Origin of the sequence: Streptomyces diastatochromogenes (genome assembly GCF_002242805.1) — a bacterium.
Classification (GTDB): Bacteria; Actinomycetota; Actinomycetes; order Streptomycetales; family Streptomycetaceae; genus Streptomyces; species Streptomyces diastatochromogenes.
This window is the reverse complement of the sequence record NZ_MCGQ01000014.1, coordinates 276,185-299,007: the sequence shown is the minus strand read 5'-3', so window position 1 is coordinate 299,007 and position 22,823 is coordinate 276,185. Positions and strand designations below refer to the sequence as shown.

At 70.0% G+C, this 22,823-nt stretch carries 19 protein-coding genes; 4 read left to right on the top strand and 15 right to left on the bottom strand.

Annotated features, from left to right (window positions below):
- From BEK98_RS18645 to BEK98_RS18630, 4 genes are all read right to left on the bottom strand, one after another.
- Positions 1-1,367 (bottom strand): ABC transporter substrate-binding protein (locus BEK98_RS18645; protein ID WP_094217682.1); only part of this gene is annotated, 1,367 nt, incomplete at its 3' end.
- Positions 1,364-2,383 carry an ABC transporter ATP-binding protein gene (locus BEK98_RS18640; RefSeq protein ID WP_094217681.1) on the bottom strand — a complete coding sequence of 340 codons (1,020 nt, stop codon included), beginning with the start codon at positions 2,381-2,383 and terminating at the stop codon, positions 1,364-1,366. The genes BEK98_RS18640 and BEK98_RS18645, both read right to left, overlap by 4 nt.
- A complete protein-coding gene (locus BEK98_RS18635; RefSeq protein WP_208643141.1) occupies positions 2,383-4,314 on the bottom strand; it encodes a dipeptide/oligopeptide/nickel ABC transporter permease/ATP-binding protein in 1,932 nt (643 codons plus the stop codon). The genes BEK98_RS18640 and BEK98_RS18635 overlap by 1 nt, the downstream gene beginning before the upstream one ends.
- The gene (locus BEK98_RS18630; RefSeq protein WP_094217680.1) at positions 4,311-5,258 is read right to left on the bottom strand and encodes an ABC transporter permease; all 948 of its coding nucleotides are present in this window, start codon (positions 5,256-5,258) and stop codon (positions 4,311-4,313) included. Before BEK98_RS18630 ends, BEK98_RS18635 begins: the two co-directional genes overlap by 4 nt.
- A gap of 176 nt (positions 5,259-5,434) precedes the next feature.
- On the opposite strand from BEK98_RS18630, the gene BEK98_RS18625 reads away from it, so the two are divergent.
- Positions 5,435-6,130, top strand: coding sequence for an alpha/beta fold hydrolase (locus tag BEK98_RS18625; protein ID WP_094217679.1), 696 nt, complete (start codon positions 5,435-5,437; stop codon positions 6,128-6,130).
- A 47-nt stretch (positions 6,131-6,177) separates the two neighbouring features.
- On the opposite strand, the gene BEK98_RS18620 is transcribed toward BEK98_RS18625, so the two are convergent.
- The 9 genes from BEK98_RS18620 to BEK98_RS18580 all read right to left on the bottom strand — a co-directional run bounded on the left by BEK98_RS18620 (position 6,178) and on the right by BEK98_RS18580 (position 16,427).
- Positions 6,178-7,017 carry a PaaX family transcriptional regulator gene (locus tag BEK98_RS18620; RefSeq protein WP_094217678.1) on the bottom strand — a complete coding sequence of 280 codons (840 nt, stop codon included), beginning with the start codon at positions 7,015-7,017 and terminating at the stop codon, positions 6,178-6,180.
- 84 nt (positions 7,018-7,101) lie between these two features.
- A complete protein-coding gene (locus tag BEK98_RS18615) occupies positions 7,102-7,896 on the bottom strand; it encodes a maleate cis-trans isomerase family protein (RefSeq protein WP_094217677.1) in 795 nt (264 codons plus the stop codon).
- Positions 7,897-7,930: 34 nt separating this feature from the next.
- Positions 7,931-8,836 carry a fumarylacetoacetate hydrolase family protein gene (locus BEK98_RS18610; RefSeq protein ID WP_094217676.1) on the bottom strand — a complete coding sequence of 302 codons (906 nt, stop codon included), beginning with the start codon at positions 8,834-8,836 and terminating at the stop codon, positions 7,931-7,933.
- 183 nt (positions 8,837-9,019) lie between these two features.
- Positions 9,020-10,132 (bottom strand): cupin domain-containing protein, encoded by a 1,113-nt coding sequence (locus BEK98_RS18605; protein ID WP_094217675.1) that lies wholly within the window; start codon positions 10,130-10,132, stop codon positions 9,020-9,022.
- Entirely contained in the window at positions 10,129-11,166 is a 1,038-nt protein-coding gene (locus BEK98_RS18600; RefSeq protein WP_208643140.1) for a carbon-nitrogen hydrolase family protein, read from the bottom strand. Before BEK98_RS18600 ends, BEK98_RS18605 begins: the two co-directional genes overlap by 4 nt.
- Before the next feature lie 12 nt (positions 11,167-11,178).
- On the bottom strand, positions 11,179-13,551 hold the full coding sequence (locus BEK98_RS18595) for a bifunctional salicylyl-CoA 5-hydroxylase/oxidoreductase (RefSeq protein WP_094217674.1): 2,373 nt from the start codon (positions 13,549-13,551) through the stop codon (positions 11,179-11,181).
- 98 nt (positions 13,552-13,649) lie between these two features.
- The gene (locus BEK98_RS18590; protein ID WP_094217673.1) at positions 13,650-14,144 is read right to left on the bottom strand and encodes an acyl-CoA thioesterase; all 495 of its coding nucleotides are present in this window, start codon (positions 14,142-14,144) and stop codon (positions 13,650-13,652) included.
- Between the two features lie 53 nt (positions 14,145-14,197).
- Positions 14,198-15,823 (bottom strand): AMP-binding protein, encoded by a 1,626-nt coding sequence (locus BEK98_RS18585; RefSeq protein WP_094217672.1) that lies wholly within the window; start codon positions 15,821-15,823, stop codon positions 14,198-14,200.
- Between the two features lie 163 nt (positions 15,824-15,986).
- Complete coding sequence (locus BEK98_RS18580) at positions 15,987-16,427, bottom strand: ATP-binding protein (protein ID WP_094217671.1); 441 nt, start codon at positions 16,425-16,427, stop codon at positions 15,987-15,989.
- Between the two features lie 175 nt (positions 16,428-16,602).
- Between BEK98_RS18580 and BEK98_RS18575 the strand changes: the two genes are divergently transcribed.
- Both BEK98_RS18575 and BEK98_RS18570 read left to right on the top strand, forming a co-directional pair.
- Entirely contained in the window at positions 16,603-17,568 is a 966-nt protein-coding gene (locus BEK98_RS18575; RefSeq protein WP_094217670.1) for an alpha/beta hydrolase, read from the top strand.
- Positions 17,569-17,647: 79 nt separating this feature from the next.
- A complete protein-coding gene (locus BEK98_RS18570; protein ID WP_094217669.1) occupies positions 17,648-18,394 on the top strand; it encodes a phosphatase PAP2 family protein in 747 nt (248 codons plus the stop codon).
- Here BEK98_RS18570 and BEK98_RS18565 read toward each other — a convergent pair.
- The gene (locus BEK98_RS18565) at positions 18,382-19,392 is read right to left on the bottom strand and encodes a LacI family DNA-binding transcriptional regulator (RefSeq protein WP_094217668.1); all 1,011 of its coding nucleotides are present in this window, start codon (positions 19,390-19,392) and stop codon (positions 18,382-18,384) included. The genes BEK98_RS18570 and BEK98_RS18565 overlap by 13 nt on opposite strands.
- Before the next feature lie 114 nt (positions 19,393-19,506).
- On the opposite strand from BEK98_RS18565, the gene BEK98_RS18560 reads away from it, so the two are divergent.
- Positions 19,507-20,862 (top strand): cytochrome P450 family protein, encoded by a 1,356-nt coding sequence (locus BEK98_RS18560; RefSeq protein ID WP_094217667.1) that lies wholly within the window; start codon positions 19,507-19,509, stop codon positions 20,860-20,862.
- A gap of 71 nt (positions 20,863-20,933) precedes the next feature.
- Here the strand turns inward: BEK98_RS18560 and BEK98_RS18555 are convergent, their stop codons facing one another.
- Entirely contained in the window at positions 20,934-22,808 is a 1,875-nt protein-coding gene (locus BEK98_RS18555; RefSeq protein WP_341868976.1) for a glycoside hydrolase family 3 protein, read from the bottom strand.
- Positions 22,809-22,823 lie beyond the last annotated feature (15 nt).

The following is a 22,823-nucleotide window of genomic DNA, read 5'->3' as shown; positions in this document are numbered from 1 at the left end:
GCCGCGGCCGCGGCTGCCAGCATGCGCGTGAGCTTGGGGTCCGAGGTGGCGAAGGGGTTGAAGGCGGTGGCGTGCGGCAGCATCCAGTCGAGGGACAGGGCGTAGCTTGTGGCGCCGCCGTAGCCGAAGCCGAGCGCCGGGTACTTCTTGGAGGTGGCGGCGGCCAGCCACTGGCCCACGCTGGTGTCGGTGGTGACGTCGGCGGTGACGCCGATCTGCTTCCACTGCTGAACGACTGCCTGGGTGACCAGGTCGATGCCGAAGAAGCCCTGCGTCTCCATCTTCAGTTTGAAACCGTGGGGGTATCCCGCTGCGGCAAGCAGCTTCCTGGCCTTGGCCGGGTCGTAGGGGTAGCGGTTGTCGTAGTCGGCCGCGAAGCCGTCGAGCCCGGGGAGGGATATCTGGCTGGTCGGATGGCCGTACTTCTGAACAACAGCCTTGGTGATGGCGGCTCGGTCCACGGCGTAGTTGAGGGCTTGCCGTACGCGGACGTCCTTGAGCGGCTCGGCGATGGTGCCCCGCCGGTCGGCGAGGTTGACGCCCATGAAGACGTTGGGCGCTCCGGTGACTTTCAGTCCGGCGGACTCAGCGGTGTCGACCTGGTTGGCGGTGATCGCCATGGCATCGGCCTGCCCCGTCCTGACCGCCTGGAGTGCGGAGTTGGGGTTGGCGACGACCTTGATGACCACCTTCTTCCAGTGGATCTTCTTCTTGTCCCAGTAGTGGGGGTTGGGGGTGTAGGTGTAGTGGTCGCCGGTCGCGGTGTGCGCAGCGTCGAGGACGTAGGGGCCGGCGCCGAAGGAGTGGGTGCCCATGGCGGCCGGGGACGCGAGACCCTTGGGGCTGATGACCGAGCCGACCATCAGGACCTGGGTCATCAGCTGCGGCAGGTTGGGGTGCGGGCTGGAGCAGTGGATCCGTACCCTGAGCGGGCCGCCGGCGGTGACCGACTTGATGGCGGAGGTCCAGGACACGTTGAGGCCGTTCCTGCGGCTGTAGTTGATCGAGGCCGCGACGGCCCTGGCGTCCAAGGGTGTTCCGTCGGCGAACTTCAGTCCGCTGCGCAAGGTGAAGGCGAAGTCGGTGTTGCCGGTGCCGATGTAGCCCCACTTGGTGGCCAGGCCGGGTCCCGTTCTTCCGTTCGGCCCCTGCCTCAGGACGGTGTCGTAGGCGAGGTTGACGAACCAGTTGTCGGAGCCGACGTTGGCCTTGGCAGGGTCGAGACTGGCGGGCGCGCCGGCGGAGACGACGGTCAGGGTCTCCCCCTTCCCGTTGCTTCCGCCCGTGCTGGATCCGCCGCAGGCGGTGGCGGCGACGGCGAGCACCGTCAGTGCCGCCAGCCCGGTGGTCAGAGACCTTCTGTTCATGAGTGCTTCCTTACGGTGTGCGGCTGGGACTGCCGGGCCTTGGCGTGGGGGTGGAGTTCCGCGGTGCGATGGCATGCCGCGGCGCGTCCGTCCGGGAGCGGCAGCAGGGGCGGACGTTCGCGGCGGCACAGGTCGACGGCGTGCGGGCAGCGGTGGGCGAAGACGCAGCCGGCCGGTGCGGGCGCGGACACGGTTGTCGCCGTCCCCCGCTGCGCCGTCCGGGCTCGCTGCGCTGTGGGATCCGGTTGGGGTACGGCGGCGAGCAGCGTCCGGGTGTAGGGGTGGACCGGGTCGTCGTACAGCGTGGCGGCGGGTCCGGTCTCCATGACCTGGCCGCGGTAGAGGACCACGATGCGATGCGAGAGGTGGCGCACCACGGGCAGGTCGTGGGCGATGAAGAGGTAGCTGAGGTCGAGGTCGCGCTGCAGGTCGGCCAGGAGGTTCATCACCTGTGCCTGGATGGACAGGTCCAGCGCGCTGACCGGTTCGTCGCAGATGACGAGGCGCGGCTCGGGCATGAGCGCGCGGGCGATGGCGATGCGCTGGCGTTGTCCGCCGGAGAACTGACCGGGGTAGCGATCGGCCGTGTCGGCGGGCATACCGACTCGCGAGAGCATCTCGGCGATGCGGTCTCGCATCTCCTGCTTTCGAGGCTTGCCGTGAGCGAGGAGGGGCTCGGCGAGGGTCTGGCCGATCGTGCGGGCCGGATTGAGAGAGGAGTACGGGTCCTGGAAGACGACCTGCAGGCGGGCGCTGAGTCCGCGACGGAGGCGGGACGAGGCATGGGTGACGTCGCGGCCTTCGAAGTGGACCTGACCGGAGTGGACGCGGTTCAAGCCCAGCACCGCGCGGCCGATGGTGGACTTGCCCGAGCCGGACTCACCCACGAGTCCGACCGTCTCACCGGGTGCGATGCTCAGGGACACGGTGTCCACGGCACGTAGCGGCGAAGTGCGGCGGCCCTGGCGGAACTCGACTGTCAGGTCCTTGATGTCTAGGAGCGGTGGCTGCGTCATCAGGAGGTGCCTTCCGCGAGAAGCTGCTGGGATCGGACGCACCGGCTGAGCCGGTCGGGGGCCGGCTCGGTCAGCGTCACCGGCTCCGCGCACCTGTCATCGGCGAGTTCGCAGCGGGCGGCGAAGCGGCAGCCGGAGGGCCAGTCGCGGGGGGCGGGGACCGTCCCGGGGATGGTCGGCAGGGGTTCGCCCTCGCGCGCCCGGTGCGGGTTCGCGGCCAGCAGGCCCGCCGTGTACGGGTGCAGGGGCCGGGCGAACATCTCCTCCACGTCCGCGGCCTCGACCACTTGCCCGGCGTACATCACCACGGCCCGGTGGCACAGGTCGGCGACCACGCCCCAGTCGTGGGTGACGATGAGGACCGCCATCCCCGTATCGGCCTGCAGGTTGCGCAGCAGGGTGAGGATCTCGGCCTGGACGGTCACGTCCAGGGCGGTGGTCGGCTCGTCCGCGATCAGGAGCTTGGGGCGGCCGGCGAGCGCCAGAGCGATCGCCACGCGCTGGGCCATTCCTCCGGAAAGCTGGTGGGGATGGCGCCCCGCGACGGCCGCGGGGTCGGGAATGTTCACCATGTCGAGCAGTTCGGTGACTCGGCTGCGTGCCTCGCGGCGGTCGCAGCGCTCGTGTCGTCGTACGGCCTCGCCGAGCTGGCGACCCACGGTGAACATCGGATCGAGAGCGACCATCGGTTCCTGGGAGACGTACGCGATCCCGGTTCCGCGGACCTGGGTGCGGGCGGCGGGCGAAGCGACCAGGTCGGTGCCGTCGAAGAGCACCTGTCCTTGTGCGACGCGGCCGCCGCCGGGCACGAGTCCGAGGATCCCGAGCGAGGTCACGGACTTGCCGCAGCCCGATTCACCGACCACGCCGACGGTCTCTCCCGGGGCGATGTCAAAGCTCACCTCCTGCACGACCGGGACACCGCCGATGTCGATGGAGAGGTTTCTGACCGACAGCAGGGCGCTCGTGCCGGACCGCGTCGAGTTCGTGGTGACGGTGCCTGCCGGACGACGGTCGTCGCGCACGGTTCGTGGTGCGTCCGTGGGCGCGGTCATCCTGGAGACCGACCACCCCTCGGTGGCCGCGTCCCGGACAGCGTCACCGAGCGATCCGAGCGCCAGCACGGTCAGGACGAGGGGGATGCCTGAGGGAACGAGCATCCACGGTGCACGGTCGAGCGCCTGGGAGGCGTCGGCCACCAGTCCGCCCCATGTCGGGTCGGGCGGCTGGGCTCCGAGGCCCAGGAAGCCGAGACCCGCCTGGATCGTGACGACGATCGCGGCGAACAGGGCGGCCTGGACGATGACCGTGCTGATGAGGCGCGGCAGGATGTGGCGGCGCAGGATCTGCTGCCGCGTGAGACCGGCGACCTTGGCGGCCGCGACGTACAACTCCTCGCGGATTCCCAGGGTTTGACTGCGCAGGATACGGATGATTCCTGGGCTGCCCAGCACCCCGAACGTGATCATGGCGGCGTGCAGGTTGCCGGGGAACACGGACAGCACGACCAGCACGATGATGATCCCGGGCAGGGCGAACAGCAGGTCGGCGGTGCGTACGGTCAGCCAGTCCACCCAGCCGCCCAGGAATCCGGAGGCCAGGCCGAGGGTCACGCCTAGGGCCAGGAAGACGGCCAGGGCCTCACCGACGGCCAGAAGGGTGGATCGGCCGCCGAAGAGCAGCCGGCTGAGGAGGTCCCGGCCCAGGTTGTCGGTGCCGAGCAGGTGGTCCGCCGTCGGCCCGGACAGTACGTGCCCGAGATCCTGGTCCAGCGGACCGTGCGTCGTGAGGAGCGGCGCGGCGAGGGTGGCGACCGTCAGCAGAACGAGCCAGCCAAGGGACAGCGCACCGGCCGGGCGGACCAACACCCGCCGTATCAGGGGGCGTCTGTTCCGCGAGCGAGGGGCGCTCGGCGTCGTGGGCTGCTTCATGCGGCACGCACCCTCGGGTCGAGCCGGCTGTAGGCCAGGTCGACCAGCAGGTTGACGAGGACGACCAGGATCGTGATGTACAGAACAGCTCCCTGGATGACGGGGATGTCGTGCTGGACGGTGGCCTGTTGGGTGAGACTGCCGAGCCCGGGCATGGCGAACACCGTCTCCACGAACACGGCGGCGGCCAGCAGACTGACGAGCACGACACCCAGCACGGTCACCAGGGGCAGGGCGGCATTGCGCAGCACGTGCCGGTAGAGGATCGATCGCCGGGAGAATCCGTTGGCCTGCATGACCCGGATGAAGTCACGCCCGAACGTGTCCAGGACCGAGTCCCGCGTCTGCTTGGCGATGATGGCGACGGCGCTCAGCGACAGGGAGAGGACCGGCAGGACGAGGGAACGGCCCCATTCCACGGGGTCGTCGGCGAGGGGCACGTAGCCGGTGACCGGGAACCAGCGCAGCCGGACGGCTCCGACGGCGATGAGGACGAGCGCGAACCAGAACGCCGGCACCGCGAGGCCGACGAGCGCCAGGACGTCCACGGCCTTCACCAGCAGACCGCCACGTCGGGCACTGAGCAGTCCCAGCAGCACGCCGAGGACGCCGGAGACGATGGTTCCGGCGGTGATCAGGGAAAGCGACACGGGCAGCCGGTTGTTCAGCACGGATGTCACCGGTTCGCCGCTGAAGAGCGAGGTTCCCAGGTCGCCGTGGAAGACCCGCACGAGCCAGTGCCAGTACTGGACCGGCAACGGCTCGTCCAGACCCAGCTGACGACGGACGGTCTCGTACTGCTCGACCGTGGCGTGCTGCCCCACGATCGTCCGGGCCGGGTCTCCCGGCACCAGGGACACCAGCACGAACGTCAGAGCGGAGACGAGGAACAGAAGTGGGGTCGACGACAACAGCCGCCTGACCACTAGTCGGAAAGTTGCCATGCGCACCTCGTAGGAGGTCGTGCAACTCGACGGTGAGTGCATCGAGTCGGGGTGGAGCGCCCAAGATCTGACCTCGATGCGAGGTAACTGGGCGACGACTTGTGTTCTCTCTTGTTCGACGCGGCATGTATAGCGGAAGCTGGTTACACGTGTCGATGCCTATGACAGGAGACGCCGTGAGACTCCACGTCCACGAGAGCGGAACCGGCCCGCGAGTTGCCCTGCTGGTCCACGGAGGAATGGCCGATCACCGCACCTGGCATGCGGTGGAGAAACAACTCGTGGACCGCGGCTACCGGGTGTTCGCACCCGACCTGCGAGGCCACGGCCTGAGTCCGCGCGGAGAATACCGGCCGGACCTGCTGGCCGACGACCTCGTGGAGAGCGTGCCCAAGGGCGCGGACGTGGCGATCGGCCACTCGCTCGGCGGGCTCGCTCTGTCCTTGGCGGCCGCCCGGCTCCACCCCGAGCGCGCCGTCTACAGTGATCCGGGATTCCGGCCGGGAAGCCTCCCGCCTGGGGCGATCAGCAGTATGCGCGCGATGGTCGAGACCGCCGACAAGGAGAGCGTGCGGCGTTCAAGTCCCCGTTGGTCCGAAGCGGACATCGAGGCGGAACTGGCCGGCTTCGCTCTCTTCGACCTCGATTTCCTCTGCGCCGTGGAAGAACGGTTCGGCGGGGACTACCTCCCCGCCGAACCGGTGGTGCCGTCTTTGGTCCAACTGGCGGACCCGAGCCTCACCGTCACCCCGAGCACAGCCGGACTACTGCGGCAGCGCGGTTTCGAGGTCACGGCCGTACCCGGCACCGGCCACTGCGTCCACCGCGACGACCTGGCAGGGTTCATGGCGTCCCTGAAGGGCTGGGTGTGACTTGGTTACACGGTTTATCAACTGGGGGCGCGGCGCGGTGTGAGGTTTCATTCCGTCACGGACTCCGCCTGAAGTCCGGTCACTGTCCGTACATGCCGCAGGCTCGGCTCGGCCAGTACGGCGTGCAGTTGCTGGAAGACCTGACGTGCCGCGACCGCGTTCCAGTCCCCGGGCAGGAGTTCCTTCGGCAGACCGGGGTCGAGGTACGGCAGACGGCGCCATTGCGTGAGCATGGGGACGTAGTGGCGGAACGCTTCGCCGGCGTCGATGCCGGACTGTGTCGTCAGCCGTGCCGCGACGGGGCCGTAGGTGTCGGTGAAGGCGGCGTACTGTGCCTGGATCGCCGGGAAGTCCCACCAGGAGCTGACCGAGGTACGCAGATCGCTGAACGCCACGTACTGCGACGCGAAGAGGTGCACGTACTCGCTGAGACCGAGCCGGTCGAGCGTGGCGCGGGCGTCGTCGAGGAGGCGTCCTGGCGCGAGCCATACGCCGGAGGTGATGTTGCCGAAGCCGAGCCACGTCAGCCGGGTACGGAGTTGGTACCGGTGAGACCGTTCGGACTCCGGCACGGAGAAGACGGCCATCACCCAGCCGTCGGCCAGGTCCGCCGGTTCCAGGCTGCCGAAGATGCGGCGGTCACCCTCGTCGAAAACGGGGTGGACGGCCGGGCTCAGACGGTAGCCGTTGGCGCCGCGCCGCTCGGGTTCCAGGATGCCGCGCTTCTTCAGGCGGGAGATCGCCGAGCGCACTGCCGGTCCGTCCACGTCCAGCTCGGCCATGAGGACGATCAGGTCGGCGATCGAGATCCATCCCCCGAGGCGGCGCAGCGAGGCGCCGTAGACCGTGTTGATCAACGAGCTGGGCCTGATGCTGCTGTCCGACATGATCGCCTTCCGTCCTGTGCGGTGGCGATCCTACCGAGCGCCCCCCTGCGGCCGCGCTGCCGGACGAAGGCTCCGGTCGACCGGTCAGCCGGTGGCCGCCTCCCGCTGGGGCGTCGGCGCCTCGGCATACGCGCCGGACAGGAGGTGGCCTGCTCCGGGCGCGACGGCCGGCAGGCCGAGGGTGCGCAGCATCTGGTGCGCGGTGCACACCGCTGCGGAGACGACCGGCTTGCCGAGAAGCTGTTCCGCCTCCTCGACGGCACCGAGGGACGGCATCTGGACGCAGGCCGACAGGACGACGGCGTCCGCGTCGGCGTACCGCAGGGCGCGGGCGATGCCGGGCAGCTTCGCGGGATCGTGCGCGGCGACGTCCAGGTTGTCGGGGATCTCGAGCGCTGTGTAGTCGAGGACCTCGATGCCCTCGTGGGTCAGGTACTCCACCACCGTCCGGGTCAGCGGCCGCATGTACGGGGCGACGAGCGCGATCTTCTTCGCGCCGAGGGTGTGCAGGCCGTGTACGAGGGCGCCGGCGCTGGTGACGACCGGGGCGGGGGCGCCGTTCTCGGCCGTGCGGGTGTGCAGGCGTTCCTCGGACGTGCGGTGGTAGCCGAGTCCCATGCTCATGATGGCGACCAGGCACGCGTAGCCGAGGACGTCGACGCGGGCGTCGGACAGTTCGACGGCGCAGCGGTCGGAGTCGGCGTCCATGGACTTGAGCTGCTCGGGCGTGACGTGGGTCATCCGCATGCGGCTGGAGTGGAAGGTGAAGCGTTCCGGTGCCACGCTTTCGCGGGCGCGCAGGATGGCGGGGATCTCGGTTTCCATCGTGACGTTGGAGCTGGGCACGATCTGGCCGATGCGGTAGGTGCGGGGGGCCATGGTCTCTCCGTGGAGCTGAGGGCGGCGGGGAAGGTCAGCGGGCGTCGGTGACGGGGTTGGTGAGGGTGCCGATGTGCTCGATGGTGGCCTCCACGGTGTCGCCCGGGACGAGGAACTCCGGGGGCACCATGCCGGCGCCCACTCCGGAGGGGGAGCCGGTGGCGATGACGTCGCCCGGCTCGAGGGTCATGCCGGAGGAGATGTCGGCGATGAGGCGGGCGATGGGGAAGAGCATGTGGCGGGTGTTCGACTTCTGCTTGGTGACACCGTTGACACGCAGTTCGAGGTCCAGGTTCATCGGATCGGCGATGTCGTCGGCGGTGACGACGGCGGGGCCGAAGGGGGCGTAGGAGTCCTGCCCCTTGGAGAAGAACCACTGGCCGGAGCGGCGCTGGTCGCGCGCGCTGATGTCGTTGACGATGCTGTAGCCGAAGATGTGGTCGTAGGCGTCCTCCTCGCTGACCCGGAAGGCCGTGCGGCCGATGACGACGGCCAGTTCGCACTCCCAGTCGAGCTGCTGGGTGAGGTCCCCGTTGTGCAGGATCGGCTGCCCGGGCCCGGTGACCGCGGTGGCGGGCTTGCCGAAGAGGACGGGGCGGGGCGGCAGCTCTTTGTCGGTGTCCAGGCTACGGCTGGACTCCTCGACGTGCTCCACGTAGTTCAGCCCGACGCCGATGATCTTGCCGGGACGCAGCGGGGCATGCAGGACGACCTGGTCGAGGCGGTGGACCGCTTCGGCCGGCCGGCCGGACGGGTCCCCGGCGAGGAGGCGGCGTGCGGTGTCGTGGACGTCGGCGTCGGCCCGGATGAACGTCAGCAGGTCCTGCGGGAGTGCCGTGCCGTGGTGGGCGGCGAGGGCGCTCAGATCGATGACGCGGTCGTCGATCCGAGCGCCGAGACGGGCGGGGTCTTCGTTGACCGTGTACGTCACGAGTCGCATGACAGCTCCTTGGTGGTGAGGGAGAAAGGGACGCCGAGGGAAGCGGGGCGGCGGGGCGTCTCACGTCGACGCACCGCCGCCCCGGCGCCGGGGCGATGCGGGGCAGGTCGTGATCGCCGCCGGTGGGTCGCCGCCGCGCCGGTGACCGGAGTCAGGGCCGGGCAGTCCCGGTGCGGCGGCTGTTCACTCGGTGGGCTGGTGCCCGCCGTTGTCGGTGTACGCCTCTTCGCGGTGGAAGCCGAGGGAGCGCATCACGGGGAAGTCGTTGAACGAGAAGAGGCAGGCGTCTTCGCCCTGGTCGAGGTTCGCGTGCTCGTGCCAGGCCCAGGACGGGACGCAGAAGATGTCGCCCTGCTGCCAGTCGTAGCGCTGTCCGGCGATGACCGAGTACCCCCGGCCCTTGGCCACGGTGTAGATGACCGACCCGGTGTGACGGTGCGCCTTCGTCGACTGGCCAGGGCGCAGGAGCTGCATGTGGGCGCCCATGGTGGGCATGACGGAGCCACCGGTGACCGGGTTGGTGTACTCGGCGATGACGCCGTCGTACGGGGAGCCCTCCGTGGCCCGGGCCAGGTTGCGCAGCGACTGGTAGGTGGGCTCCCACGGGTAGGCGAGCAGGGGCGAGTAGGGGCGGGTCCACTTCTCCACCCCGTAGGGCAGAAGGTTCGCGCCGTAGGTGAGGACCGAGGAGTTGATCACCTTCCCGGGCTGCTGGTACAGCTCGGGGTGGACCTCGTAGAAGCCCGCGTCCATGGCGTTGACCAGGGGGATGTCCAGCCCGTCCTGCCAGATGACGGGGCCGTCGTCGGCGTCGTTGCCGTGCTCGTGCCAGGTGCCGTTGGGGGTGATGGCGAAGTCGCGGGGACCGACCTTCAGCTTCTGGCCGTCGACGATCGTCCAGGCGCCGGTGCCCTCGTGAACGAAGCGCAGGGCGGCGGCCTGGTGCCGGTGCGCGGTCATGGACTCCCCCGGTCCCATGATCTGCAGGCCGGTGTAGAGGAGGCCGACGGCGGCGCTGACGTCCTTGCGGCCGGGGTTGACGAGCATGACGACGCGGCGTCCGGCGTCGTCGGCCTTGACCAGGTCGAGCGCCTTGCACACCAGGGGGCGCAGGGCGTCGTAGCGCCACCGGACGGGTACGGACTTCGGCTGCGGGTACCAGGGCTCGATGTCGTTGGCGACCGTCCAGAGGGCGCCGGCCTCCAGTTCGGCGAGTTCGCCGTAGTAGGCGGTGAGTTCGGGAGTGTCGGACACGCGGGCCCGGCCCAGCCTGTCGTCGTCGTACTCGGCGGTCATGACTCCTCCTTCGTGGCGCCGGCCGTGCCGGTTTCGTCGGACGGAAGCGGTGGGACAGGGTCGGTCGTGAAGGTGACCGGGGTGCGTGGGGTGTTGTCGACGTGCAGGCGGAAGACGTCGAAGCGGTTGTAGTGGCCGACGATGTCGTGCATCTGCTTCGGCTGGATGCACTTGGCCAGGTCGATGTCGGCGTAGACGATGCCCTCGTCGTCGACGAGCGGCTCGGTGACGGGGCGGCCGTCGGGTCCGAAGATCCCGGAGAGTGCGCTGCGGGGGCGGGCGAGCATGCGGCGCACGTCCTCGTCGTCGCCGGCGACGGTGTCCACGATCTCCGGGGAGATGGTGGAGCAGGCGACGACGGAGAAGAGCTTGCCCTCGAAGCTGTGGGCGGCCGTGCGGACGGCGATGGCGTCCGCCATGTCGTAGTCCTCCGGTGCGACCGGCAGCGCGATGTAGCCGGCCGCGTGGACCAGCTCCCCCTGGGCGAGCAGGGTGAAGCGGGCGAGGGTGTTGGTGTTCTCACCGCAGGCGAGGGCGCCGAGCGGGCCGACGGACGTGGAATGGACCTTGAGGGAGCTTCCGTCCCCACCGGTCCAGGTCAGCTTCTCCGCCCATGTGGGCACGAGCTTGCGGTGCACACCGAGGAGTTCGCCGTCCGAGCCGATGATGAGGAGGGTGTTGTAAAGAACGCCGAGGCTCTGGGGGCTTCGTTCGTTCACACCGATCACCACCACGACGCCGTGCCGGCGGGCCGCCGCGCGCAGCGCGTCCACGTGCGGGCCGGGGATGTCGACGGACGCCCGCCACAGGCGCTCGAACCATGGCGAGCCCTGCACGGGATTCATGGTCCAGTTCCAGTAGGGGTACCCGGGGATGAACACCTCCGGGAAAACGACCAGTTCGGCGCCGTGGGAGGCGGCCTCGGCCAGGAGGGCGACGGCCTTGTCGACCGTGGCCGCCGGATCCAGGAAGACGGGCGAGGACTGCACGGCCGCCGCCTTGAAGCGGGGCAGTCTCTCCAGCTGTTCCCTCATGCGTTCCTCCTGTCAGACGGCTGTCGCCGCGGGCTGCGGAAGCCACCGCTGGTGCACGGGGGCGGGATCGTCCCGGAGCAGCTGGAGGCGGGGCGGTACGCGGTCGGTGCGGGCGCCCGGCGGCCTGCCGCTGCCCGCCTTCCAGGACGCCGGCCAGGGCGCGGCCGGTCCGGTGTACTGCTGGGCGGCCGCGGCATGGAGCGTCCACAGCGGATCGTGGAGTTGGGCGCGGCCGACGGCGCACAGGTCCGCCCGGCCCGCGAGAATCAGGGAGTTGACGTCGTCGTAGGTGGAGATGGCGCCTACGGCGATGACGGGTACGCCGACGGTGTTGCGGATCAGGTCGGCGTAGGGCGTCTGGTAGCTGCGGCCGTAGCGGGGTTGCTCGTGGGAGACGACTTCTCCGGTGGACACGTCAAGGGCGTCCGCCCCGGCGTCCGCCAGGGCGCGGCAGAGCTCGACCACGTCGGCCTCACCGATGCCGCCGTCGGCCCAGTCGGTGGCCGAGATCCGCACGATCAGGGCCTTGCCGAGGGGATATACGGCGCGGACCGCGCGCAGCACTTCCAGGGGGAAGCGCATCCGGTTCGCGAGGCTGCCTCCGTAGGCGTCGGTCCGCCGGTTGGTCAGTGGTGACAGGAAGCTCGACATCAAGTGGCCGTGGGCGTACTGGAGTTCCAGTACGTCGAAGCCCGCCCGGTCGGCGCGGCGGGCCGCGGTGACGAAGTCCTGGGTGATGGCGTCCATGTCCGCACGAGTTGCCTCGCGGGGCGTCGCGCTTCCGGTGTCCCAGGGGAGGGCTGACGCCGCGACGAGTGGCCAGCCGTTGTCGCCGAGGGGGACACACCGGCCGTCGGCCCGTGGCGTGCTGGTGGCGGCGCGCCGTCCGGCGTGGGTGAGCTGGATGCCGAGGCAGGTGTCCGACTGCCGGCGGACGAAATCGGTGATCCGGCGCCAGGCCGCTTCCTGCTCGTCGGTGTACAGGCCCGGGCAGCCGGGTGTGGCGCGTCCGTCGGCGCTCACGGCCGTCATGCCGGCGATGACCAGAGCCGAGCCACCCAGCGCCTGCGTGCTCAGATGGACGAGGTCGAAGTCCCCGGGCACACCACCCTGTGCGGCGTACAGGGCGGTCGGAGGTACGACGACGCGGTTGCGCAGGCGTATGCCGCCCAGGGGGAAGGGCCGGAACATCGGAGGCACCGAGTCGGCCCGCACGCCGACCGCCGTGCGCTCCGTGTGAGAGGTGTCCACCGCGTCGGTGAACGCACGATCGCGCACGCGCAGGTTGTCGTAAGTGACGCGCCGGCTGCGGGTGAGCAGGTTGAACGCGAACTGAGGCGGCTCCTGCCCGGTGTAGCGACCGATGTTCTCGAACCATTCCAGACTCGCCTGCGCGGCCCGCTGCGTGGACTCGACGACCGGCCTGCGTTCGGCCTCGTACGCTGCCAGGGCGCTGGGCACGTCCGGGTGTTCGTGGAGGCAGGCCGCCAGGGCGAGGGCGTCCTCCATGGCGAGTTTGGTGCCGGAGCCGATGGAGAAGTGGGCCGTGTGGGCGGCGTCGCCGAGCAGGACGACGTTCTCGTGGCGCCACGTCTTGTTGCGTACGGTGGTGAAGCGGATCCACTTGGAGCCGTTGGGGATCAGGCGGTGGCCGTCCAGGTGGCCGGCGAGGATCTCCTCGCACCGCCGGATGCTCTCCTCGTCGTTGGCCCCGGGCGCGAAGTCGCGGGCGGCGGACGAGTCGAATCCCGCGCGGCGCCAGGAGTCCTCGTCGATCTCGACGACGAAGGTGCTGCGGGTGTCGTCGAACGGGTACGCGTGGACCTGCATGGTCCCGAAGTCCCGTTCGGCGACGATGAAGGTGAAGGCTTCGAGGACCTTGTCGGTCGCGAGCCACATGTAACGGCAGTGGCGCTCGTCCAGATCCGGTCCGAACCTGTCGGCGAACGCGCTCCGGGTCTGCGACCTGACGCCGTCGCTCGCCACCACGAGATCGTAGGAAGCGGCGAGTTCGGCCGCCGGCGGGGCCTGTGTGCGGTACCGCACGTCCACCCCCAGCGCCGTACACCGCTCCTGAAGGATCTGCAGGAGACGCTTGCGGCCGAGAGCGGCGAATCCGTGGCCCCCCGACGTGAGGACCTGGCCCTTGTAGCGCACGTCGATGTCGCTCCAGCGGGCGAACTCGGCCGACATGGCCCGGTAGATCTCCGGGTCGGCCTGCGCGATGCCGTCGAGGGTCTCGTCGGAGAACACCACGCCGAATCCGAAGGTGTCGTCAGCAGCGTTGCGCTCCCAGACGGTGATCTCCCAGTGCGGGGAGAGCTGCTTGGCCAGGGCCGAGAAGTACAGCCCACCGGGCCCTCCGCCGATGACTGCTACGCGCACGGCGTCCTCCTTGTGTTCCGAGGAACAACGTATGCCGTAATTCCTACGCTCGTCAAGAAACCTCGATAAAGATGCGTGGCTCGCATGGTCTGCCCAGCTCAGCTCAGGGTTTCGGGGGCCTGCGCCCCCGCGTTGACCAGGAGGTGACGCACCTCGTCCGGCCAGGGAGTGGCCCCGGAGGCTCGCGCGGCGGAGTGAGCGATCGTCATCCGGCCGGTGGCCGCCTGCTCTTCGCCCTTGCCGCGCACGGTGAAGGCGTAGTGCAGGGAGCTGGTCCCGACCTTGGTGACGCGCAGCTCGATGCGCACGAGGTCTCCGAACCACAGCCGGGCGCGATAGTCGGCCTCGAAGTGGACGCGCGGGGTGCTGCCGAAGAGGTGCGCCAGGTCCAGGCGGCGCAGCAGGGCGGCCTCCGCCGCCTCCACCCACCGCACGACGGTCGAGTGGTGATAGTGGCCGGCGGCATCGGTGTCGGGCCACTCGACCCGGCGCTCGACGACGATGCTGGGCAGGTTCACCTCCGAGGCATGGCCGGCATCATCGGCGCCGACGCCGATCGGTGGGGTTGGCCGCTGGGTGCTGGGGGTTTCCATGAAGGTGCCTTTCGGCAGCCGATCCGGTCGGCTGCGGGAAGTCGGAAGGGGTGTCAGCCGGCCGTTCCTGCGGCACGCCGGCGCAGCTCGCCGCGCTGGAGCTTGCCGTTGCCGGTGCGCGGCAGGTCGGTGACGAACTCGATGGCCCGCGGGTACTTGTAGGGCGCGATGGTCTGCTTGACGTGGTCCTGGAGTTCTTTGACGGTTACGTCGTCAGGGGCGACACCCTCGTGGAGGATCACGTACGCCTTGACGACCATGCCGCGCCGGTCGTCCGGCGCACCGACGACGCCGCAGTCCGCCACCTGGGGATGGACGAGGAGCGCCTTTTCGACCTCGGGTCCGGCGATGTTGTATCCGGAGGAGACGATCATGTCGTCGCTGCGGGCCACGTACCAGAAGTAGCCGTCCGCATCGCGTATGTAGGTGTCCCCGGTGACGTTCCAGCCGTTCCTGACATACGTCGTCTGGCGTGGATCGTCGAGGTAGCGGCACCCTGTCGGGCCGGCGACGGCGAGCAGGCCCGGCTCCCCGTCGGGGACGGGCGCCCCGCTGTCGTCGACGACCATCGCACGGTAGCCGGGAACGGGCCTGCCGGTGGATCCCGGTCGGATGTCGTCGTCGGCGGCGGAGATGAACACGTGCAGCATCTCGGTGGCGCCGATGCCGTCGATGATGCGCAGGCCGGTCGCGGCGTGGAAGTCCTCCCACAGCTGGGCGGGCAGCGCTTCTCCGGCGGATACGCACCGGCGTAGGCCTGCCAGGCGGTCCACGGCTCCGGCGGCCATGATCGCCTTGTATGCGGTGGGGGCGGTGAGCAGGACCGTGGCGCCGTGCTCGGCGACGAGGTCGGCCAGCTTCTCCGGCGACGCCTGCTCGATGAGGAGCGTTGCCGCCCCTGCGTGCAGGGGAAAGACGACCAGGCCGCCGAGCCCGAAGGTGAAGGCCAGCGGTGGCGTTCCGGTGAACACGTCGTCCGGGTGGGGCTTGACGATGTGCCGGGAGAACGTGTCGGCGTTGGCGAGCACATCCCGGTGGAAGTGCATCGTCGCTTTCGGCCGCCCGGTCGTCCCCGAGGTGAAGGCGATGAGGGCCACGTCGTCGGCGGCGGTCACGACACTGGAGAACACACCGTCCTTGGCCGCGCAGCGGCGGATCAGGTCGTCGTCGCCCGGGCCGCCGTAGGAAAGGACGGTCAGTCCGGGCGCGTCGGCGGCCTGGAGTTCGTCGAGGTACCGGTGGTCGCACAGGGCGACCACGGGACGGCTGATGTCGTGGAGTTGCGCGAGTTCGGCGGCCCGCAGCAGGGGCATCGTGGTGACCACGACACCGCCGGCCTTGAGCACCCCGAACCAGGAGGCGACCAGCCAGGGGTTGTTGGGGCCGCGCAGCAGGACGCGGTTGCCGGGAACCAGCCCGAGGTCCTCGGTGAGGACCTGGGCGATCTGGTTGGCGTGGCGCAGCAGGTCGCCGTACGTCCAGCGGTCCGTCGGGGTCAGCAGACAGCGCCGGTCGGCGCCCCAGCGTTCGACGGCGTCGTCGAGCAGTCGGACGGCGCAGTTGAGTCGGTCCGGGTACCGCAACTCCGGCAGGTCGAAGTGCACTTGGGGCCAGAGGTGGAAGGGAGGAAGTCGGTCGCGGCAGAAGGTGTCCACGTGGGCGGACGGGGAGAGCTCCATGGGGCGCACACCTCGGTCTCGGGGGCAGCGAAGGGAGTGCGGCAAGTATGTCGTTGTTTTTACGAGCGTCAAGATTTCACGACATAGATTTTTGCGGTGCCCTGCCGGACGACGGGCAGGCGCGCCTCGCTCGCGGTCGGCGAGGTCCCGAACGGGTGGAGAGTCAGACGGCGGGGAGACGAACGCGGACGACCTTGCCGGACCCGGCACGGAACGCCGTCAGCTCGCCGCCGGCCTCACGAACCAGGAAGCTCACGATCATGAGGCCACGGCCGCCCTCCGCCTCGCCGTCGGCATCGAGGCCGAAGCACGGCATACAGGGGTCGCCATCAGCGACGTCGAGCTGCAGCCAACCCTCCGCGAGGGTGACCGTGACGCGCAGCGAGCCCGTCACGTCGCCCGCATGCCGGATCGCGTTGGACAGGAGCTCCGTCCCCGCGAGCAGAAGCGCCTCACCCAGTTCCGGCGCGATACGCCAGTACTCGAGAACGCAACGCAGAGACGTTCGCCCGCCAGGGACCGCCGCCGCGGCAGCCTCGGTCGCCCAGTGGAAGAGACGGCGTCGCGAAGGCGGACCAGGCGCGAACAAGGTGGGGTCGAGCATGCGAACTCCCCGGCAAGAAGGTGCGACACGCACGCGATTTCTCGTGTAACCTGCCAGCCACCCCCCGTGTTACACGTGTAACACGCTAGGGCGAGCCCTACATGAACACAAGGGCAATCCGGACATTCATCGGGAAAATCCCTCACCGGACACACGCCCACAGAGAGAGGCGGACATGACCTCATCACCTCCGACAGACCCGACCGCACAGCCGGCCCCGACCAGCGACATGGAATGGCCTCCGCCACCGTTTCTCGCTCCCGCTCCCCCGCTGGTCGGCCGGGACGGTGTGCGCCGCTTCGACGGGGTGACGTACGCGCGCACGCCCGGGTACCGGCCGCGTCTGCTCGATGCGCACGTGCCGGCGTCCGAGCAGCCGGTGCCGGCCGTGGTGTGGATCCACGGGGGCGGATGGCTCGACGGCGACCGGCGCTTCCCGCCGCCGACCGTGCCCGTCGAGCTGCTGTACGGCACGATCCTGGGAGCCGGTCTCGCGGTGGTGAGCATCGACTACCGGCACAGTCTGGAGGCGCCGTTCCCGGCACAGCTGCACGATGTGAAGGCCGCCATCCGCTACGTGCGTCGCTTCGCCGCCGACCTCGGCATCGACAAGGACCGGATCGGCGTCTGGGGCGAATCGGCGGGCGGTCATCTGGCCGCGCTCGCGGGCCTCGTCCGCGCCGACGGCACCGAAGCGGCCACGGTACTGGAGGGCGCCGAGGGCGCACGCGACGAGGACAGCGCTGTCCGGGCCGTCGTCGACTGGTACGGGGTATCGGACCTGGGCGCGCTGCTGTCGCACACCCTTCCGCCCTCGCCGTCCGGCCCTGAATATCCCAACCCGTTCACCGCGCTGCTGGGGGGCACGGCCGAAGAGCTGCCGGAGCTCGCCCGCGTCGCCAGCCCGGTCACCTACGCCGGTCCGGCCACCCCGCCCCCCTTCCTGCTGATCCACGGAACGGCCGACGGTCTCGTGCCCTACAGCCAGAGCGAGGTGCTCGCCGAGGCCCTGCAGCGCGCCGGCGGCCAGGTCACCGTGCGCCCGGTGGTAGGCGCCGACCACATCTTCCTCGGCACCCCGGACGTGACGCCGATCGTCTCCGAAAGCGTCGCCTTCCTCGCCCGCCACCTGACCGCATGAGCCCGGGCCGTACAACCCGTCGCCGCTGACCAGCACGTGTGGCGCCGGCCGGACGGTCCGGCGCCGCAAGAGGTACCTGATGACCACGACTCCGGCGGCTGAACTCGCCGCTCCCGCACCGATCCCCCCGGGGCACCACCGCCTCTCCGCACCTCCCGCACGGTCCGGCACGCTCAAGCTCGGGGTGTTCTTCCTGCTCGTCACCACCGCATGCGCCGCCGCGGTGCTCACCCGCCCGGCACGTCCGGTCTTCCAGAGCGTCGACGACGCCTGGTCGCGCTGGATGGGAGGCCCGCACGGCGGCCCCTGCGCGGCCGTGGCCTCCGTACTGAACTGGCTGGGTGGCCCGCTGGGGGCGGTGATACCCGTGGGCCTGCTGCTCGTCCTCGCGATAGGCAGACGCTGGTGGTCCCTGCTGTTTCTGCTCACCACCTACGGGGTGGGCGACATGGCCGTCGTCCACATCCTCAAGTTCTGGGTGGACCGGCCGCGCCCGGCCCACCCTCTGGTCCGGGTGGACCACGGTTCATTCCCCTCCGGCCACTCGGCCGGGACGGCGCTCCTCGTGGTCGTCGTAGGCGTCCTCTTCGTCCCCGCGGCCCGCCGACGAGGCTGGTGGGCCTTCGGTATCGCCGTCACGGTCGCGATGATGTGGAGCCGCACATGGCTGCACGCCCACTGGCTCAGCGACACGGTGGCCGGCGCCACCACGGGCGCGGGCACCGCCCTTGTGCTGTGGTGGCTGTTCACACCATTCCTGAGCCGGGAAGCGGATGCGTCACCCGTCCGTGGCACCGTCGGCCGGCCGGCCGGTCACGAGGACTGACGGTGGACAAGGACCGGCTCCATGCCCGGAACCTCGGGCGGCACACCCCGGTCGACCAGTTCGTGCAGGGCGTCGGCGACCTGAGCGGGCGTGGGCAGGTCCAGCCGCACCGTCGTCAACGGCGGCTGCTGCAGAGCCGCCAACACCAGGTCGTCCGCTCCGACCACAGCGACATCCCCCGGGACGGTCACCCCTTTGTTGCGCAGCGCATGCAGCAGCAGCGCCGCGTAGTCGTCGTTGTAGGCGAACACCCCGTCCAGACCCGACTCGCGCCAATGCCCGGCCAGTTCGGCGGCGGACTCGTGGGTGTAGGACATCTCGACCGCGGTGACGGCCGCCGCCGTGCTGCGGGCGGCGACCTGCTGCGCCCCGGCCAGGCGTGGCCGGGCGAAGGTGGCCAGGCCGCGCTCCCGCGGCATGATCACGCCGATGTTCCGCCGGCCGCGGGAAACGAGGTGCTCGGCGGCCAGTGCTCCGACGCGTGCGTGGTCGAAGCCGATGGTGTGGACGCCCTTCACGTCATGGGAGGCGAACGCCAGCACACCCCGCACCCCGGCCCTGCCCAGCACGTCGGCGGCCTGGTCGGTCAGGCTGTCACCGTCGAGGGCCAGCACCGCCGCCGGGCGCAGTTCGGCCCAGGCCCGGGCAGCGCTCACGGGGTCGGAGAAACGCCCGGCGTGGAGCACGGTGACGTACCCGTGCTGTTCCAACTCGCTCTGCAGGTCGTCGATCCAGGCGCTGACCAGGCTTCCGACCGCCGAGACGGACGCCGGCATGAGCACGAGGTTGCTCCGCCCCGCCCGCAGCGACCGGGCGGCAGCGTGCGGCACATAGCCGAGCTGCTGTGCCGCCGCCAGCACCCGGGCACGCGTAGTGGCACTGACCCGGTGCGCCTGCGTGTTGTTGAGGACGAAGGACACGGTCGCCCTCGACACCCCCGCCAGACGCGCCACGTCGGCACTCGTGACGGCTGCCGCCGCTGTCGGCTCCTTGCCCATGACGCCCTTAACCCGTTCCTCCCGGTCCTCTGACCGGCCCCCTCCAGGTTACACGCGTTACCGACAGGCGCGACAGGCGCCTTCGGGCCGGCCCGCACCCACCGAAGGAGTCCGATGGAACCGACGAGCCGCTCCGGCCCCATGCCCGCGTGCCCGTACCGCGCGGGCCTCACCCCGCTGCACGGCCGGGCGATGGATCAGGACCTCGCCGCCTTCTACGCCTCCCTGCGCCGGCACAGCGGACCGGTCGTTCCGGTCGAGATCGCCCCCGGCGTCGCGGCCTGGCTGGTGCTCACCCACCGGGAGGTGCTGGAGGTCATCTGGAGAGCGGATCACTACTCCAGCGACCCGCGGCGGTGGGATGCCGCCGCTCATGGAAGGCTGCCGGAGGACACACCCGTGCTACCGCTGCTCGGTCCTCACCCCGCCGTCTTCCGGCTCGACGGGGAAGAGCACCTTCGGCACCGCCGTGCGCTGACGGAGGCCCTCAGCCATCTCGATCCGAGGCAACTGAGCCGACTGGTCCACCACCGGGCGAACGCACTGGTGGACAGCTGGTCGGTACGGGGCACCGCCGACCTGATGGCCGGATACGCCCGGCCTTTCGTGTGGGAGGTGTTCGCCCATCTGCTGGGCCTGTCCGACGATTCGATCGCCACGCTCGACGTCCTGAGCCAGACCGTCGTGAACGGCTTCCCCGATGCCGTGCAGGCAGATGCGAAGCTGCTCGACGCCTTCCGTCGGGTGGTGGACGAGCGGAGCGTCACACCGGCACCCGACCTTGCGTCGTGGCTGGTTCAGGACACAGCGTTGTCCGACGACGAGGTTGCCCACAACCTGCTCGCTCTCGCCTTGATCGGTGGCGAGAGCACCATCGGCTGGATCGGCAACAGCGTGCGCCTTCTGCTGGCACATCGAGGTCCGGCCCTGGTGACCGGGACCGGAGATTCAGTGGCCCGCCTCATGGAGCGAGCACTCCACGCAGGGGCGCCGATGCCCAACATCCCCGGCCGGTGGGCGACCGGGGACACGATCCTGGCAGGGCACCGTATTCGGCAAGGTGACCTGGTGATCCCCTGTCTTGCGGCCGCCAACACCGACCCGGAGCTCGAGGGCGCCACGGCCTCCCGTACGCGGGCACACCTGGCCTGGGGTACCGGATCCCACGGCTGCCCCGCCAAGGAAGCGGCTCGCCTGATCTCGGAGACGGCGCTCGAGGTGCTCCTGGACCGACTCGCCGACCTCCGCCCCGCCCTCCCGGACCGTGCTCTGCGGCACCCGTCCCTGTGGTGCGGGGCCCCGGCCGTACTGCCGGTGACCTTCGCCGCGGCCCACTCCGACACCCGTCGGGGCACGGCCGCATCCCCCCAGACCGTCATGGAGGCGCCCGCCGAGCGGCGCGCCGACCGTGCTCCGCACGAGGCGCCGCCACAGCGCTGGGGTTGGTGGAACTCCTTCGGCGGCTGGTAGGCAGTTTCACGAAGGGGGTGTTGCCGGACACCGTTGTCCGGTCCGGCAACACCCCCTTCAGCGCTTCGCGTTCACTCCGTGGGCGGCTGCACGTCCAGCCCGTGGCCGTACGGGAAGAGCGGGTCCGGGGAATCGTCGGGCACGTCCTCGTGACCGGCATCGACGGCTTCCATGCTGCGGGGAAGCTCGAAGGGAAGCCGCCCCTCCGCCTTCGTGCGACCGAAGAGGACGTCCAGCAGAGCGGTGTCCGAGGCACCGTAGTCGGCCACGAGGGCTGCCGCCTTCTCCGCGATCTCGGGGAGCACCGCGGGACGGTCGAGGAAGACGTCGAAGACGGTCGGCACGGCCGCGGCTGTCGCCAGCAGCGGCTGCAGTTCCTCCACGGTGAAATCGAGCCGGCCCGCGCGGAAGAACTTCTCGAAGCCCTCCGTCCGTTCGTCGTACGGAGCGCTGATCCGTACCAGTGCGACGTGGGCTTCTTCCAGGCTGTCCACCACGGTGGCGTAGCGCTCGGCAACCTCGGGATCGACGCCCTGGACGTGCATGCGGACGCCGGCCTGCAACGGCAGGATCGGATCCGCCGCCGCGCTCGGGCGGTCCTTGAGAATCGTGATCGAGCGGCTCTGGGCGGCCAGGCCCGCCGCGGTGAACTCGTCGCTGCCACAGATCCGCTCGGCGGCGTCCGGGTCGACGTACGGGTCGTCGAAGAGGCCCAGGAGGAACTTCTCGCGCAGGAGGCGTGCGACGGAGGCGTCGATGCGGTCCATGCCGACTCGGCCCGCGTGGACCAGTTCGACGACGAGTTCGGGTGCGGCTTCGCCACCGAGCTGGTCGGCACCCGCGTCGAGGATCTTTTCCACGCGGGCCGGCCTGTCCAGGTGTTCCACGCCCCAGGCGCGGGCGGGGAAGGGGGAGCCGAGGATCCGGCTGTCGGTGACCAGCCCCCAGTCGGTGCACACGATGCCGTCGAAGCCGTACTTCTCGCGCAGCAACCCGGTGATGACACCCTTGTTGAAACCGAAGCCCACTTCTTCGTACGGGGTTCCGACCGGCATGGCGTAGTAGGGCATGATCTGGGACGTTCCCGCGGCGAACGCGGCCTCGAAGGGGATCAGGTGGTGGTCGAAGTTGCCGCCGGGGTAGACCTGTTCGCGGCCGTACGGGAAGTGGGCGTCCTCTCCGTCCTTCTGCGGTCCGGCCCCGGGGAAGTGCTTGGTCATGGCGGCCACGCTGTGCGGGCCGAGGGCGTCGCCCTGAAGTCCGCGGATGTACGCGGCGACCATGCGGGCGGCCACGTGGGCGTCGGAGCCGAACGTACCCATGATGCGAGCCCACCGGGGCTCGCTGGCGAGATCGGCCGTGGGATGCAGGGCCAGGCGGATACCGACGGCGAGGTACTCACGGCGGACGATGTCGGCGTGCTGCCGTACCAGTTCCTCGTCCCCGATCGCCGCCAGGCCCGGCGGCTCCGGCCACAGGGAGAACCCGTCGGTGTGCGCGCCGGCCGCGGGGTTGTCGACGAAGCCGTGGCGCGGGTCGGTCGAGACGGTCACGGGGATGCCCAGACGGGTCGTCGCGGCCAGGTCCTGGAGACGGTTGTTCCACTCGGCCATCCGGCGCGGAGCCGCGGCACCGAAGAGGTTGAAGTGGTTCATGAGCTTGCCGGTCACCATGGCGGAGGTGGAGGCACGCATCGGATCGTCGTCGGGTGCTCCCGGCTCCGGCTCCACCAGTGATCCGTCCGGATTGATCGCGATCATGGTCTGGAACATGAGGCCCGCCTTCTCCTCCAGGGTCATGCGGCCGAGGAGGTCGGTGACACGTGCGTCCACCGGCAGACGCGGATTCTCGTAGGGCTCCATCACCCCGTTGCCGTTCAGATCGCGGAAAGCGGTGCCGTCGGGAGCGGTGAGGATGCGCGGCCGGGCCGTCGCTGCGTGGGCCATGGGTGTCTTCTTCCG